This window comes from Sphingopyxis sp. sgz302558, assembly GCF_057220455.1.
Genome location: NZ_JBXPUZ010000002.1, coordinates 620,415 through 635,984, shown reverse-complemented (window position 1 = coordinate 635,984; position 15,570 = coordinate 620,415). Strand labels below are relative to the sequence as shown.

The following is a 15,570-nucleotide window of genomic DNA, read 5'->3' as shown; positions in this document are numbered from 1 at the left end:
GGGCGCGCGCGCCGCGCACCCCGTTTCCCCCAACACGGTCAGGATGACACGCCCTGCCACCAGTTTCAACGCACCACGGCGCAGCTTTCGCCCGCCACGCGCAGCTTGCCGCAGATTTCGCTCGCCGCCGCGGTGGAGCCAGCCCCGGCGCGCAAGCGATAGACGGTTTTGCCGCCGACCGTTGCAGGCACAACCGATTGGCCAAGCCCGTCCAGATAAGGGAAGCGTTTGGTGAGCGACGACCAAGCACGGTTGGCACTTCCCTCGTTGCTGAATGCGCCCAGCTGGATGGCGGTGCCCGGCGCCGGCGTGGCAGCTTCCGGCTTGGCGACAGCCGTCGCCGCCTTGGGTGGGGGGGCTTTGCTGACCACAATCGGGGCTTTGGCCGCCGGGGCCGGGCCATCTGGCTTGGCCTCGACAACCGCTTTGGGCGCAGGAGCGGCCGCCTTGGGCACGTCTGTCACCGCCGGTTCCTCGGGAATGCGCGCCGGATCGACGCGCCCGGCAGGCTCAAGCCCCTCGCTCGCAGCAAAACTGGCATCGCCTTCGCCTTCAAACTGCTTTGCGCCGTCGCTCGCTGGCGGCGTTTTATAGGGCCCGGCTTCGGCGGCAATCAGTTCACCTTCCCCGCGGTCGCGGCCACCCTGCCACCACCACAAAGCGCCGAGCGCCGCCGCAATCAGCACCAACCCACTGAGAACCAGCAGCAGCAACCGCACGGGCGAAACCGGCTCATCGTCAGCAAAATCGCCTGCCGGTTCCAGCCAGGGCAAGCGTTCCTCATTATCGAGGTTCAGCCCGCCCGCCTGTTCACCCGCCGCCATCATGCCAGTTCCTCGACCGCTGTCACCCCCATCAGTGCCAGCCCGTTGCGGATGACTTGCCCGATTCCCTGCGCCAGATAAAGCCGCGTTGCGGTCAGCGCCGGATTTTCAGTCTGGATAACCCGCGCTTCGGGTCGGTCGTTGCCGGCATTCCACCAGCTGTGAAACGCTGCTGCCACCTCGCCGAGGTAAAAGGCGATGCGGTGCGGTTCACGGTTTGCCGCCGCCGCTTCCACCGTGCGGGGAAATTGCGCCAGCAATTTCACCAGCGCCAGTTCGGTCTCATCCAGCAAGCCAGCGTCGGGCGCAGGCAGCACTATCGCCGCTTCGGCGACTTTCCGCCCGAGCGAGGCAATGCGGGCATGGGCATATTGCACATAGAAAACCGGATTATCCTTCGACGCCTCGACCACCTTGGCAAAGTCGAAATCCATTTGCGCGTCGGCCTTGCGCGTCAGCATGGTGAAGCGCACGACATCCTTGCCGACCATGTCGACGACATCGGCGAGCGTCACGAAATTGCCCGCGCGCTTTGACATTTTAAAGGGCTCGCCGTCCTTCAGCAGCCGCACCATCTGCACCAGCTTGACGTCGAAGCGCGTTTTGCCCCCGGTCAGCGCCGCGACCGCCGCCGTGATCCGCTTGACCGTCCCGGCATGGTCGGCGCCCCAGATGTCGATCAGCTCGTCGGCGCGCGCCGCCTTTTCGGCATGATAGGCCAGATCCGCGCCGAAATAGGTCCAGCTCCCGTCCGATTTTTTGATCGGCCGGTCCTGGTCATCGCCATATTGGGTCGCGCGAAACAGTGGCAGCTGCACTGGCTCCCAATCCTCGGGCGTCTCGCCCTTCGGGGCCTCAAGCATGCCGTCATAGACCAGGCCCTCGCCGCGCAGCCGCGCTTCGGCTGCCGCGGGCTTACCCGCCGCTTGAAGTTCGGCTTCGGAAGAAAACAGGTCATGCGCGATCCCCAGCTTGGCAAGGTCGGCGCGGATCATGTCCATCATCGCCGCCACCGCGCGGGCGCGGAACAGGGCGAGCCATTCGTTTTCTGGCGCAGCTACAAACTGGTCTCCAAATTCGGCCGCCAGCGCCACACCAACCGGCTTCAGATAGTCCCCGGGATACAGACCCTCAGGGATATCAATGGTTTCGCCCAGTGCCTCGCGATACCGCAAATGCACGGAACGCGCGAGGACATCGACCTGTCCGCCCGCATCATTGACATAATATTCGCGGATGACCTCGTGCCCCGTAAAGGCCAGCAGGCTGGCCAGCGCATCGCCGACCACGGCGCCGCGGCAATGGCCGACATGCATCGGCCCGGTCGGGTTGGCGGAGACATATTCAACATTGACGCGTTTGCCCTGCCCCATCGCCGAGCGGCCATAATCTGTGCCTTTGGCATGGATCAGCGCCAATTCGGCGCGCCACGCCGCGGCATCGACGCGCAAATTGATGAATCCGGGGCCAGCGATTTCGGCACTGGTGACAACCGGCAGTTTGCACAGCTCGCCAGCCAGCAATTCAGCCAGCGCGCGCGGGTTTGTGCCCGCAGGTTTGGCAAGCACCATTGCCGCATTGGTCGCAATGTCGCCGTGCGCGGGGTCGCGCGGCGGCTCGACACTGATATTGCTGCGCGGCAGGCCGGCGGGCAATTGACCGCTGGCTTCAAGCGCATCGAGCGCGGCACTGATATGCTTCGAAAAATCGGCGAAAATCGTCACGTTCGGCCATCCTGTCGGCTGGGCGTAAAGTCAAAATGCGGCATGAAACGCCCCGTGCGGGACGTCAAGGCGGCTGGCCCTGACAGCGGCGATTATCGTCGGACGTTATGCTCGAGCTGTGCTTCGGTCAGCTGGAAGCCGACCAGCAATTCGAAACTCGCGCGCTGCATGGCGGTGCGCACTTCGGGGACGGTCAGCGGATCGACCGCAGCATCCTCGTCTCCCGGCCGCCGCTTGCGCGTAATCCGTTCCATAACGTCGGCGGGCAGCGTCGCGGCCGCGCGGTCGACATAGGCAGAGGCCTGCCCTTTCCCGCTGCCGCGGGTCTGCCCGTCGGCAAAGCTGACGCGCACCTGACCGATGCGTTTCGCGACCACCGCCGAGCCGCCCTGGACGACGGCGGAGAAATAAGGGATGTCGATGCTGCGCGCCGGACCCGCGTCGCGGCGCGTGGCCAGCACGTCGAAGTCAGCAACCATATAAACTTTGTCGCCCTCTTCATTGCACTGCGGGGTCAATTTGGTGATGGCGGCCACCACATCCACCGCGCTCGCATCGCGGCTGGTGGCGGGGTCAAAGATCGTGATGTCACCGGTGTGCAGCGGAATGGCCAGCGCCGGGCACAGGCTGCGCGTCTGGGTGATGCCGACGCCCGACGACAGGTCGATTTCATTGTCCCGTGCACAGGCCGACAGAATCAAAACGCTGCCCGACATGGCGAGCAGGGCGGCACGGCGGCCAGACAAAGCAGAAAAAGTCACGAACAAAATTTCCTCAAAACTTGGTGCCGTGGCACCATGCGCGCCGCTTCTTATCGGGGGGATGAACGGGGCGCAATCTTTGTGGCCGCTTTTTCGGCGGCTGGCCCTTTGCGAAGGCGGGACGGCTGGTCTAGAAGGGCGGCATGACCGACACTGTTGCTCCCATCCATTTGCTCCTTGCCGCACCGCGCGGCTTTTGCGCAGGCGTCGATCGCGCCATCCGCATTGTCGAATTGTCGCTCGAACGTTTCGGCCCGCCGGTCTATGTCCGCCACGAAATCGTCCACAACAAATATGTTGTCGACACATTGAAGGCGCAGGGTGCGATTTTCGTCGAAACGCTGGACGATGTGCCCGACGGCGTGCCCGTGGTGTTCAGCGCGCATGGCGTGCCCAAGGCGGTTCCGGCAAAGGCTGAGGCGCGCGGCCTGACCTATTTCGATGCGACCTGTCCGCTGGTGTCGAAGGTGCATCGCCAGGCCGAACGCAACCATGAGGCGGGACGGCACATCATCTTTGTCGGGCATGCCGGGCATCCCGAGGTCATCGGCACCTTTGGCCAGTTGCCCGACGGCGCCATGACATTGGTCGAAACCGTCGAGGATGTCGCCGCTCTTGACCCCGCCGATCCCGACAAGCTGGCGTTCCTGACCCAAACAACGCTGTCGGTCGACGACACCGCCGCCATTGTCGAAGCTTTGCAGGCGCGATTCCCGTCGATTGTCGCGCCCAAGGGCGAGGATATCTGCTATGCCACATCGAACCGGCAGGCGGCCGTCAAAGCCATCGCCGAACGCTGCGATCTGATGCTGGTCATCGGCGCGACCAACAGTTCCAACAGCTTGCGGCTGGTCGAAGTCGCTTCGCGCGCGGGCACTCCGGCGCGGCTAGTGCAGCGCGGCAGCGACGTCGACCCGGCGTGGTTGGCCGATGTGAAGACGCTGGGCGTCACCGCTGGGGCCAGCGCACCCGAGCTTTTGGTGCGCGAAGTGATTGCCGCCGTCGCCGCTGTGCGCCCCGTGCATGAAGAGCAGGTCACTACGGCGGAAGAGCATATGATTTTCAAGCTGCCGCGCGGCCTGGAAACCGCTCCCGCCTGATGGCCGTCTATACGCAGGTTTCTGCCGAGCAGCTTGAAGCGCTGCTGGCGCGCTATGATCTGGGCACCCTGGTCTCTGCCAAAGGCATTGCCGAGGGCGTCGAGAACAGCAATTTCCTGATTGATACCACCCAGCGCCGCCTGTTCCTGACCCTGTATGAGAAACGGGTCGACAGCGCCGATTTGCCGTTCTTCTTCGCGCTGCTTGACCATCTGGCAGAACGCGGCGTGCCGGTGCCGCGCACCTACCGCGACAAACAGGGCGAACAGTTGCAAGAGGTGGCGGGACGGCCCGCGTGCCTGATCGAATTTCTGCCCGGCATTTCGGTGTCACAACCGACGCCGGCGCAGGCGCAGAATGTTGGTGCGGCGCTGGGGCAAATGCATGCGGCGCTGAGCGATTTTCCGCTGTTGCGGCCCAATGCGTTGGGACTGGCAGGATGGCACGACCTGGCCGCGCGCTGCGGCACCGATGGCCTCAATGCCATCCAGCCGGGGCTGGCAGACCGCGTGGCGGGCGAACTTGCTTGGCTCGACCAGCACTGGCCCGCCAACCTGCCCACGGCGATCGTCCACGGCGATCTTTTCCCCGACAATGTGCTGATGCGCGGCGACGCGGTGGGCGGACTTATCGACTTTTACTTTGCTGCAACCGAAGTCCGCGCCTGGGATCTGGCGGTCACGCACGCCGCATGGAGTTTCACCAGCGATGGCCGAAACTATGATGGCGCTATCGGCGCTGCTCTGGTCGCGGGCTATGATGCCGCCTTTGGTCGCAGCACCGCCGAAGCCGCGGCATTTGACGCCATGGCGCGCGGTGCGTGTCTGCGCTTTTTGCTGACCCGCGCTTATGATTGGGTGAACACGCCGCCTGGTGCGCTGGTAATGCGCAAGGACCCGCTCGCCTTTCTGCGGCGGCTCGATCATTACGCCGGCGCAGCATGACCCGGGCAAAAACGGTCGTCATCGCCACGGACGGGGCGTGCAAGGGCAATCCGGGACCCGGCGGCTGGGGCGCGGTGCTGCGGTGGGGCGATGTTGTGCGGACGCTGGCGGGACATGTGCCCGACACCACCAACAACCGCATGGAGCTGATGGCGGCGATTGAGGCGCTGGCCACACTCAAGCGCCCCTGCACCATCATCCTGTCGACGGACAGCGTCTATGTCCGCGACGGCATTACCAAATGGATCCATGGCTGGCAGCGCAACGGCTGGAAAACCGCCGCCAGAAAGCCCGTCGCCAACGCCGATTTGTGGCAGCGCTTGGCCGCTGAAGCCGCGCGCCACAGCATCGACTGGCGCTGGGTCAAGGGCCATGCCGGCGATCCCGACAATGAATGGGCCGACCAACTGGCCAGCGATGCCGCGCTGGGGAAGTTGCCCGATGGGGAGTGATCGGGGTTAGTCCGCCTCGCGCACCTCGGCCGCCGGGCCGTTCTTCTTCAGCGATTCGATGGCATTCTGGGCTGAAGCTTTGCTGGAATAGCCCTCGGTCCAGAACATGGTTTCGCTGTTATATTTGAAATAGGCGACATATTCGCCCTTCTTGTTCTGCTTGATCTCGAAATAATGCGCCATCGCTGCCTCTCCTTGCCTGGAACATCGCGGCAAGGCTGCCAGCGTGCCAATGCCCCGTAAAGCCCTAAAGTTCAGGCGAACCGCGCTGGACTGAACGCCCCCGCTGCGATGGCCGCATAGGCCGGATCGGCCGGCGTGCCCAGTTGCTCGGCGAGCAGCCCGGCGATGGCTGGCGCGGTCTGGATGCCAAAACCGCCCTGCCCCGCGCACCAGACAAATCGGTCATTGGCAGGATCGGCGCCGAACACTGGCAGCCGGTCCGGCGCAAAGCTGCGCAGTCCGGCCCACTTGCGCTCGACTGCAGCGATCGGCCAATTGACGACATGTTCGAACCGGTCGATGGCAATGGCCACGTCCAATTCCTCCGGCGCGACATCGCCTGCGGCGACCGGCGTTTCGTCATGCGGGCTCAGCCACACCCGCCCCTCGCCTTCGCCCTTGAAGTAAAATTCGCCGCCGACGTGGATCGTCAACGGCAGATGCGCGGGGGTCGCAATCCCCAGTCGCAACTGGACGATGGTGCGCTGATAGGGTTGGATGCCGATCGGCCGGATGCCGCTGTTCGCCGCAATCTGGTCCGCCCAGCCGCCCGCGGCATTGACCAGCGTGTGCACGCGCAGCGCGCCGCTGCTCGTTTCCACGTCCCAGCCGCCGTCACGCCAGCGCGCCCGCTGGAAAATGCTGCGCAGGTGCAATTCCGCCCCACTGCGCTTCGCCTGACGCAGATAGGCCGCGTGCAGACCCGCGACATCGATATCGCCGCAATCGGGCTCGATTGCGCCATGCACCCATTCGGGGCGCAGGCCGGGCACATGTGCGGCAATCCCCGCATGATCAAGCGGGCGGACATCGACCCCCTGCGCCGCAAAGGTCGCCACGAACTTGTCCACCGCAGCCTGTTCATCGGCCAGTCCGATGGTGAGCGCCGGGCGCGGGCTCAGGAAGCTGGTTTCGTTGAAGTCCGGATCGGGGCTTGCAATCACCGGCTTGCCCGCAATGGTCAGCGGCTGGACCAACGGCCCGCCATAGGTTTCGTGCCACAGCGCCGCCGATCGCCCGGTCGAATGGCGCGCTGGATTATCCTCCGCCTCGATTATTCGCACCGCACGGTGCCCAGCCAGTGCGGCGGCCAGGCTGGCTCCGGCGATACCCGCGCCCACCACCAGCACGTCACAGTCGAATCCGTCGGTCTTGGTCATAGCAGCCAAGGCTATGCCGACACTCGTCAGCGGCGGCAACCTTGCAAACGGGCGCTGGGGATTGGCCAGCCGCCGAACATGGTTACGTTTTGGTAAGTCAAACTTGTTAGGCCTGTGGCGATGACGTTTACCACGCTCGCCCCGCCCGTCGCACTGGCCCTTGCCGCCGCACTCGCCGCCATGATGCTGGCCGCGGCGATCAGCGATATTCGCAGCCGCACCATCGCCAATGGGCTGAACGCGGCGATGGCCGTGCTGGCCATCCCCTATTGGTTCGCGATTGGCCTCTCGCCTTGGCCTGACATGGCGCTGCAGTTCGGCTTCGCCTTCATCACCTTTGCCGCTTTTGTTGGCCTTTTCATGGTCGGCGGCATGGGCGGCGGCGATGTAAAAATGATTGGCGCGGTTGCACTGTGGGTCCCGCCATTGCTGCTCCTGCCGATGCTGATGGTCATGGCCATCGGCGGCGGCGTGCTGAGCGCGGCCATGCTTGCCCACAAATATTGGACCAAAAAAACCGAGCCGCCCGAGGTTCCTTATGGCGTCGCCATCGCCGCCGCGGGGCTTTGGATGCTTCACCAACAATATCTTAACCAGTTTACGTTTAACCCGTCGGCATGAGGGCAATTGCCATCGTCCGTTAGGGCAGGCGCAGGAGGCGAAAGATCGTCATGGATACGCGAAAGATAATGCTGATCGTGGGGGCACTGATTGTCGCAATTGGTGCGGCATTCGGGGTCAACCAGATGATGCGCGGGGCATCTGCTCCGCCCGCTCAGGCGGCGGCGGCGCCAAAGCCGACTGGTCCGTCGATTTTGGTCGCGACGCGGCAGTTGCCCGTCGGCACCATCATCGGCAACGACGCGTTCCGCTTTCAGCCCTGGCCCGCAGAGCTGGCGCAGAAGAATTATTTCCTGAAGGAAAAGACCGACGTCAATTCGCTGGTCGGCACCGTCGTGCGCCACGCCATTACGGCGGGCCAGCCGGTGACGCAGGGATCGCTGGTTCATCCCGACGATCGTGGGTTCCTGGCTGCCGCACTGGGCGCCGGCATGCGCGCCATCACGGTGCGCGTCTCGCTGGAGCAGGGCGTTGCCGGCTTCGTCTTCCCGGGCGACCGTGTGGACGTCATCCTCGCTCAGACCCTGCAAGTGAAAGAAGGCTCTTCATACCCGGACGAGCAGCTGTTCACTGCTGAAACGATTGTTCAGAACATCCGCGTGCTGGCGACCGACCAGCGTTTCGAGGCAGAGGACGAAGAGGGCAAGACCCCGGTCCGCACCTTTGGCACTGTCACGCTCGAAGCGACGCCTGAAATCGCCCAGAAGATTGCCGTTGCGCAAGGCATGGGCAAGCTGTCGCTGGCGCTGCGCCCGCTGTCGGAAACCGCAGGCGGCATTGATGCAGCCATTGCTTCGGGCGCGGTCAATGTGCCCACCAGTGGCAATCCGCGCGACGAACGCCGCATGCTTTCGGCAGTCGCGAGCCGTCCGACGTCGAGCAAATCCAATGCTGTCACCGGCGGCGACGTGTCGCGCTACTGGATCCCCGTGTCCGGGCGTCCGCGTGGCAGCGCCGCACCTTCGCGCAGCGGCCGCAGCGGCGGCGGTGAGTATGGCGGCAATCCCTATGCGGGCATTCCGGGCGGTTCGGCCGGTGCAGGGCTCGCCCCCCGTGGTCCCACCGTGCGCGTTGTGCGCGGTGACCAGGTCAAAGAAGTGACGGTTGGAGGCTATTGAGATGAACGCGAAGAAGCTTAGCGCGATGACCAGCATTGCCCGCACCGCAGCGATTGCGCTGATGGCCGGATCGCTGGTCGCGGCCCCCGCCGCCCCGCTGTTCGCCCAGGCGACGCAGAATGCCACCTCCAGCGTCGACCTGTCGGTCGGTCGCGGACGGCTGGTCACCCTGCCCGCCCCGATGACCGACGTCTTTGTCGCCAATGACAAGGTCGCCGACGTCCAGGTCCGCTCGCAGCGCCAGCTGTATATCTTTGGCAAGGAGCCGGGTGAAACCAGCATCTATGCCACCGATGCATCGGGCCGCGTGGTGTTTTCGACCGTTGCCCGCGTCGGCAACAACATCGAAACCATCGACCAGATGCTGTCACTGGCCATGCCGGATGCGAACATCAACGCCAACACGATGAACGGCTTTGTGCTCCTGACCGGTACGGTCCAGTCACCCGATGACGCCGCCGAGGCACAACTGCTTGTCGAAGCTTTTGTTGGCGACAAGACCAAGGTGCTCTCGCGCCTGCGCACCGCGACGCCGCTGCAGGTCAACCTGCAGGTCCGCGTGGCCGAGGTGAATCGCAGCCTGGTGAAGGAAATCAGCGGCAATTTGCTGACGCGCGACCGCGACGGCGGATTGGGTAACGGCTTTCTGGGCGCCTTAACGCGCGGCCGCAGCATCGGCGAAATAACCTATCCGGGCGATCCGGGCGTTCCGTCCACCCAGACCGGCACAAACTATCGGTTTACGGTGCCCGACGGGGTCAACAGCGTCGGCGCGGCCGGCCGACTTTTTGGCATCGACGTGATGGCCGCGTTGGACCTTGGCGAACGTTCGGGTTTGGTGGCAACATTGGCGCAGCCCAATTTGACCGCCATTTCGGGCGAGACCGCAGACTTCCTTGCGGGCGGCGAATTTCCGGTGCCGGTGCCGGGTCAAGACGGCCAGGTTACCATCGAATATCGCAAATTTGGTGTCAGCCTCGCCTACACGCCAATTGTCCTGTCGAACGGACGGATCAGCCTTCGCGTTCGCCCTGAGGTGTCCGAATTGTCTGCCGAAGGCTCAATCACGCTGCAGGGATTTGAAATCCCGGCCCTCACAATCCGCCGGGCGGAAACAACGGTCGAGCTGGGTTCAGGTGAAAGCTTCATGATCGGTGGCCTGTTGAGCAACCGGACAGTGAGTTCGATCGACAAGGTTCCCGGTGTCGGCGATATCCCGGTGCTAGGCACTTTGTTCAAGTCGGACAATTTCCGGCGCGGCGAGACCGAACTGGTCATTGTCGTGACCCCCTATTTGGTGAAGCCGGTGTCGGCGAACGAAATCGCCTTGCCCACCGACGCGTTCAACAACGCCAGTGATCTGTCGCGCGTTCTGCTCGGCCAGATCAACAAAGGCGGTGTCGGCGGCGATCGGCCCAAGCCGACCAGTGCGCCCGCCGCGCCCGATGCCGACCGTCCTCGCGCCACGCCGAGCGGTGATCCCGCCCCCGGCTTCAGCGTCAAGTAACCCGCATTTTCAGGAGTAGTGTGATGAAAAATCTGCAAAAACTGGCAATGCTGGGACTGGTCGCAACTCTGGCTGGTTGCGGCGGCGGTGCCAACAGTAACCGCAGCCTGGATTCGGTGCACCAACCGATTGTTACCAGCGAAGTGTTCAGCTTCGACGTTGCAACGGTCGGCAGCGAACTGCCTCCGTCTGAACAGGGCAAACTCAATGGCTGGCTCGATGCCATGGGCGTGGCCTATGGCGACCGCATCGCGATTGAAGACCCCTCGCTTTATGGCAAGGGAGCGGCCACCGCCCAGATCCGCGCTATCATCGAACGCCGCGGGCTGCTGGTCAGCGACGCTGTGCCGGTCACCGCCGGTTCGGTCGCTTCAGGCAATCTGCGCATAACCATCACCCGCGCAACGGCAAAGGTTCCGGGCTGCCCGAACTGGGATACCACCAAATCAAGCAGCGACAAGAACGCCACCTCGTCCAACTATGGCTGCGCTTCCAACAGCAATTTGGCGGCAATGGTCGCCGACCCCAATGACTTGATCAAGGGGTCGGGCGCCAACAGCAATGATCCTTCGGCCGCAACGAAACCGATCCGCGTTTTCCGCGAGAGCGAGCCGACCGGAAAGGGCGGCCTCAAAGATACAGCGACCAGCGAGCAGGGAGGCAAGTAAGTGAGCGCTTCATTCAAATCCGGAACGCGTGAACCGTTCAACGCCTTCGTTTGCGACGACGAAACGCTCGAACTGGTGCGCATGGTCGCTGGCGATCTCGGCTGGCCGACCGAAAAGTGCAACAAGGGCGGGCTCCGCAACGCGGTGCAGACATTGTCGGTGTCGGCCAGCCCGAACATCCTGTTCGTCGACATGTCCGAAAGCGGCGATCCGATCAACGACATCAACGCGCTCGCCGAAGTTTGCGAACCTGGCACCGTGGTGATTGCCGCCGGTCAGGTCAACGACGTCCGCTTGTACCGCGACCTGTTGTCCAGCGGTATCCAGGACTATCTGCTGAAACCGCTGTCGGTGGACCAGCTGCGCGACAGTTTCGCGCAGGCACAGGCGATGTTGTCGGCGCCCAAGCACGCCGATGGCGCTGCCGACCGGCCGCACCATCTGATGGCGGTGGTTGGTGTGCGCGGCGGTGTCGGGGCCTCGCTGGTATCGACCTCGCTTGCTTGGGCGTTCAGCGAACAGGCCGAGCGCCACACCGCGCTGCTCGACCTTGATGTCCACTTCGGTACCGGCGCATTGACGCTGGATCTGGAACCCGGCCGCGGGCTGATCGACGCGATCGATAACCCCAGCCGCATCGATGGCCTGTTCATCGAACGCGCCATGGTGCGCGCGTCGGACAAGCTTAGCCTGTTGTCGGCCGAAGCGCCGATTCACCAGCCGGTCCTGACCGACGGCAGCGCTTTCTTCCAGCTGGAAGAGGAACTGCGCAACGCGTTCGAAATGACCATCGTCGATATTCCGCGCCAGGTGCTCATCCCCTTCCCGCACCTCGTGTCGGAAGCTGGCACCATCGCGCTGGTGACCGATGTAACACTGGCGGCGGCGCGCGACACCATTCGCATGCTGTCATGGTTCAAACAGAATGTGCCGGGTGCCCGGGTCATCCTGGTCGCCAACAAATTCCAGAGCGCGGTGGGCGAACTGTCGCGGAAGGAATTTGAATCGTCGGTCGAACGTCCGGTCGATGTGGTCATTCCGTTCGATCCCAAGCTGGTCAGCCAGGCTGCCAAGCTCGGCAAACCCTATGCCGAACTGTGCAAGGGTACCAAGGCCGGGCAGGTGTGGAATCAGCTGATGCGTCAGATTCTGGAAGGCGCCGACGCCGATCCGGACGAAGTCTCAGCCAAGCCGGCGGCCAAGGAAAAGAGCGGCTCGCTGCTTGGCAAAATCGGCGGACTTGGCGGCATGCTGGCCAAAAAGGGCGCAAAATAATCGGGCCGGGGGTCGGGCCGCATTGGTCTGACCCCCGCCTCATCCTCTTGCAGGCGGAACGCATCGCACCATGAACATGCCCGTCATCATAACCATCGTCGCCACCTTTGTGGGGCTGTTGCTGCTGGGGCTTGCCCTCATCGGGCCGTCGGCAGGCAAGGCCAAATCGCGCCGCCTGTCTGCGGTGAAAGACCGCCATGCCGCCTCAACCGAGGCCGTGGTTGCCGCCCAGATGCGCAAGACCATTGCGAACCTGAACGGCAGCGCGGCCAATTCGCTCGCTTCCTTCATGCCGCGCCGCGACCTGATGGAACTGCGCCTGCGCCGGACCGGCAAAAACTGGACGCTCAGCAATTTCATGATGGTGTGCATGGTGATGTTCGTCGGCACGGCGGCGTTACTGGTGCTGATGGGTGCCCCGATACTGCTGACTGGCTTGATCGCTGCGTTCGTCGGCATTGGCTTGCCGCACTTTTGGGTTGGCCGGCTGATCAACAAGCGCGTCGCCAATTTCACCAAACGCTTTCCCGACGCCATCGATTTGCTCGTGCGTGGTTTGAAGTCGGGCCTACCGATCACCGAAACCTTCGGCGTGGTCGCTACCGAATTGCCGGGACCCGTCGGCGAGGAATTCAAGGGCGTCACGGAACGCATCCGGATCGGCAAGACGATGGAAGCCGCGCTTCAGGAATCGGCCGAGATGCTCGATACGCCCGAATTCCAGTTCTTTTGCATCACCATCGCGATCCAGCGCGAAACCGGTGGCAACCTGGCCGAAACGCTCAACAATCTGTCCGACGTGCTGCGCAAGCGCGCGCAGATGAAGCTGAAAATTCGCGCCATGTCCTCCGAAGCCAAGGCCTCGGCCTATATCGTCGGCGCCCTTCCCTTCTTCGTCTTCGGCCTCGTGTGGATGATGAACCCGCAATATGTTTCCGGCTTCTTCTATGAAGAGCGGTTGATTGTGGTCGGCATCGGCGGGCTGGTGTGGATGGGCATCGGGGCCGGGATCATGGCCAAAATGATCAGCTTCGAAATCTGACGGGGGCGGCGATTATGGACAATTTCACCCTCCTCACGGCTTTCGCACCGGCGGCTGCCGGACCCAAGCTCCTCGGCGTCGATGTTGTCTGGGTGGCCTCCATCCTGGCAGCCGTTGGCGTGGTGGCCGTCATGCTCGCCATCTATGGCGCGATGACGGTGCGCGACCCGATGGCCAAGCGCGTCAAGGCGCTCAACGAACGGCGCGAACAGCTCAAGGCTGGCATCACGGCATCGACCGCCAAGCGCCGCGCCAAGCTGGTGCGCAAGAACGAGCATGCCGACAAGATGCGTCAGCTCTTGTCGTCGATGCAGGTGCTGCAGGACACACAGGTCAAGGAAGTTCAGCAGAAACTGGCGCAGGCGGGCATCCGTTCAAAGGACCTCGCTGTCGCGGTCATCTTTGGCCGCCTGATCCTGCCCGTCGTGCTGGGCCTCCTCGTCGCGGTGGCGGTCTATTTCACCGACATGTTCCCCGACTGGACGCCGGTGAAACGCAACGGCGCGCTGATGGCCGCCTTGCTGCTCGGCTATAAAGCGCCCGACCTGTGGGTTTCGAACAAGCGCACCAAGCGCACCCATGCGCTGCGCAAGGGCCTGCCTGACGCGCTCGACTTGCTCGTCATCTGCGCCGAAGCGGGCCTGACCGTCGATGCTGCCTTTAGCCGCGTCGCCAAAGAACTGGGCCGCGCCTATCCCGAACTGGGTGAAGAATTTGCGCTGACGTCGATTGAGCTCGGCTTTTTGACCGAACGGCGCATGGCGTTCGAAAACCTGGCCTATCGCTGCGATCTGGAATCGGTGAAGGGCGTGGTCACGACCATGATCCAGACCGAAAAATACGGGACGCCGCTCGCCTCGGCGCTGCGCGTCCTGTCGGCCGAATTCCGCAACGAACGCATGATGCGCGCCGAAGAAAAGGCTGCACGCCTGCCCGCGATCATGACCGTGCCGCTGATCCTGTTCATTCTGCCGGTGCTGTTCATCGTCATTCTGGGACCGGCAGCCTGCTCGATCAAGGATGCGCTGATCGGCAAGATGTAAATCCACCGCTTGGGGGCGGAAAACCGGTCCGGGGCAACCCGGGCCGGTTTTCTTTTGGCCGGGCCGGTTTTCTTTTGGCCTCAGGCCGCAACCACCGCCTGCTCGATCGCGCCAAAGATGCTGTGGTGGCGGTCATCGTCCATCCAGACGCGCACCGTGTCGCCGGGTTGCATGAAGGGCGTCGCCGGCGCCCCGTTCCGGATGGTTTCGACCGTGCGCACTTCGGCCAGACAGCTATAGCCCAGCCCGCCTTCGGCAATCGGGCGTCCCGGCCCGCCGTCGCTGTCACGATTGGATACGGTGCCCGATCCGATAATGGTACCCGCACCCAGCTGCCGCGTCTTGGCGGCATGGGCAATCAACTGTCCGAAATCGAAGGTCATGTCGACCCCGGCATCCGCGCGGCCCAGCGGCGCACCGTTAAGATCGACGCACAGCGCGCCGTGCAACTTGGCGCCGTCCCAACGCGTCCCCAAGGCATCGGGGGTCACAAAAACGGGCGAAAAGGCGCTGGCCGGCTTTGACTGGAAAAAACCGAAACCTTTGGCCAATTCGTCGGGGATCAGCCCGCGAAGCGAGACGTCATTGGTCAGCCCGACCAACCGGATATAACTGCGCGCCGCCTCGGCCGACACGCCCATCGGCACATCGCCCGTGACCACGACGACCTCGGCCTCCATGTCGCAGCCCCACGCCGGATCGCCGAGCGGTATCGGATCACGCGGTCCCAGAAAGGCGTCGCTGCCGCCCTGATACATCAACGGGTCGTGCCAGAAACTGGCGGGCATTTCCGCCCCCCGTGCCTGCCGCACCAGCGCCACATGGTTCACATAGGCGCTGCCGTCGGCCCACTGATAGGCACGCGGCAGCGGCGCGGCGGCATCGCGTTCGTGAAACCGTTCGCGCGGGATTACCTCGTGATTCAGATCGGTCGCGAGGGCGACAAGGCGCGGTCCGGCGATTTCCCAGTCGTCGAGCGCCGCTTGCAAGGTCGGCGCAATCGCGGCAGCGCTCGCATACCAGGCCAGATCATCCGACACGACCACCAGCGCGCCATCGCGGCCCGATTTCAATGATGCCAATTTCATATATTCCCTGCCCCTGCTCGG

16 protein-coding genes are annotated in these 15,570 nt (G+C 63.7%); 10 read left to right on the top strand and 6 right to left on the bottom strand.

All coding sequences use genetic code 11. From position 1 onward, the window contains the following. Positions 1 to 65 precede the first annotated feature (65 nt). The 3 genes from AC2TC0_RS08560 to AC2TC0_RS08550 form a co-directional block, all read right to left on the bottom strand. Positions 66 to 827 (bottom strand): SPOR domain-containing protein, encoded by a 762-nt coding sequence (locus tag AC2TC0_RS08560; RefSeq protein WP_484717085.1) that lies wholly within the window; start codon positions 825 to 827, stop codon positions 66 to 68. Next, on the bottom strand, positions 824 to 2,548 hold the full coding sequence (argS, locus tag AC2TC0_RS08555) for an arginine--tRNA ligase (RefSeq protein WP_484717084.1): 1,725 nt from the start codon (positions 2,546 to 2,548) through the stop codon (positions 824 to 826). Before argS ends, AC2TC0_RS08560 begins: the two co-directional genes overlap by 4 nt. Before the next feature lie 92 nt (positions 2,549 to 2,640). Further along, positions 2,641 to 3,264 carry a hypothetical protein gene (locus AC2TC0_RS08550; protein ID WP_484717481.1) on the bottom strand — a complete coding sequence of 208 codons (624 nt, stop codon included), beginning with the start codon at positions 3,262 to 3,264 and terminating at the stop codon, positions 2,641 to 2,643. A 188-nt stretch (positions 3,265 to 3,452) separates the two neighbouring features. Between AC2TC0_RS08550 and ispH the strand changes: the two genes are divergently transcribed. Genes ispH through rnhA form a run of 3 tightly spaced genes read left to right on the top strand, consistent with a single transcriptional unit; the run spans position 3,453 to position 5,805 of the window. Further along, on the top strand, positions 3,453 to 4,409 hold the full coding sequence (gene ispH / locus AC2TC0_RS08545; RefSeq protein WP_484717083.1) for a 4-hydroxy-3-methylbut-2-enyl diphosphate reductase: 957 nt from the start codon (positions 3,453 to 3,455) through the stop codon (positions 4,407 to 4,409). Beyond that, positions 4,409 to 5,353, top strand: a complete 945-nt coding sequence (gene thrB / locus AC2TC0_RS08540) for a homoserine kinase (protein ID WP_484717082.1) — start codon at positions 4,409 to 4,411, stop codon at positions 5,351 to 5,353. The genes ispH and thrB overlap by 1 nt, the downstream gene beginning before the upstream one ends. Continuing rightward, positions 5,350 to 5,805 (top strand): ribonuclease HI, encoded by a 456-nt coding sequence (rnhA, locus tag AC2TC0_RS08535; protein ID WP_484717081.1) that lies wholly within the window; start codon positions 5,350 to 5,352, stop codon positions 5,803 to 5,805. Before thrB ends, rnhA begins: the two co-directional genes overlap by 4 nt. A gap of 6 nt (positions 5,806 to 5,811) precedes the next feature. On the opposite strand, the gene AC2TC0_RS08530 is transcribed toward rnhA, so the two are convergent. Continuing rightward, complete coding sequence (locus AC2TC0_RS08530) at positions 5,812 to 5,988, bottom strand: YegP family protein (RefSeq protein ID WP_484717080.1); 177 nt, start codon at positions 5,986 to 5,988, stop codon at positions 5,812 to 5,814. Positions 5,989 to 6,059: 71 nt separating this feature from the next. Next, a complete protein-coding gene (locus AC2TC0_RS08525; protein WP_484717079.1) occupies positions 6,060 to 7,187 on the bottom strand; it encodes an NAD(P)/FAD-dependent oxidoreductase in 1,128 nt (375 codons plus the stop codon). Between the two features lie 120 nt (positions 7,188 to 7,307). Here AC2TC0_RS08525 and AC2TC0_RS08520 point away from each other — a divergent pair, with 120 nt between their 5' ends. From AC2TC0_RS08520 to AC2TC0_RS08490, 7 genes are all read left to right on the top strand, one after another. Next, the gene (locus AC2TC0_RS08520; protein WP_484717078.1) at positions 7,308 to 7,808 is read left to right on the top strand and encodes an A24 family peptidase; all 501 of its coding nucleotides are present in this window, start codon (positions 7,308 to 7,310) and stop codon (positions 7,806 to 7,808) included. A gap of 50 nt (positions 7,809 to 7,858) precedes the next feature. Continuing rightward, on the top strand, positions 7,859 to 8,926 hold the full coding sequence (cpaB, locus tag AC2TC0_RS08515; RefSeq protein WP_484717077.1) for a Flp pilus assembly protein CpaB: 1,068 nt from the start codon (positions 7,859 to 7,861) through the stop codon (positions 8,924 to 8,926). 25 nt (positions 8,927 to 8,951) lie between these two features. After that, a complete protein-coding gene (locus tag AC2TC0_RS08510; protein WP_484717076.1) occupies positions 8,952 to 10,433 on the top strand; it encodes a type II and III secretion system protein family protein in 1,482 nt (493 codons plus the stop codon). Positions 10,434 to 10,456: 23 nt separating this feature from the next. Beyond that, positions 10,457 to 11,101, top strand: coding sequence for a CpaD family pilus assembly protein (locus tag AC2TC0_RS08505; RefSeq protein ID WP_484717075.1), 645 nt, complete (start codon positions 10,457 to 10,459; stop codon positions 11,099 to 11,101). Further along, positions 11,102 to 12,376, top strand: a complete 1,275-nt coding sequence (locus AC2TC0_RS08500; protein ID WP_484717074.1) for a CpaE/TadZ family protein — start codon at positions 11,102 to 11,104, stop codon at positions 12,374 to 12,376. Positions 12,377 to 12,446: 70 nt separating this feature from the next. After that, on the top strand, positions 12,447 to 13,418 hold the full coding sequence (locus AC2TC0_RS08495; RefSeq protein ID WP_484717073.1) for a type II secretion system F family protein: 972 nt from the start codon (positions 12,447 to 12,449) through the stop codon (positions 13,416 to 13,418). 14 nt (positions 13,419 to 13,432) lie between these two features. Beyond that, positions 13,433 to 14,461: a type II secretion system F family protein gene (locus AC2TC0_RS08490; protein WP_484717072.1), complete on the top strand. Its 1,029-nt coding sequence runs from the start codon at positions 13,433 to 13,435 to the stop codon at positions 14,459 to 14,461. A gap of 80 nt (positions 14,462 to 14,541) precedes the next feature. Here AC2TC0_RS08490 and AC2TC0_RS08485 read toward each other — a convergent pair whose 3' ends face one another. Next, entirely contained in the window at positions 14,542 to 15,549 is a 1,008-nt protein-coding gene (locus tag AC2TC0_RS08485; RefSeq protein ID WP_484717071.1) for a fumarylacetoacetate hydrolase family protein, read from the bottom strand. Positions 15,550 to 15,570: the final 21 nt, after the last annotated feature.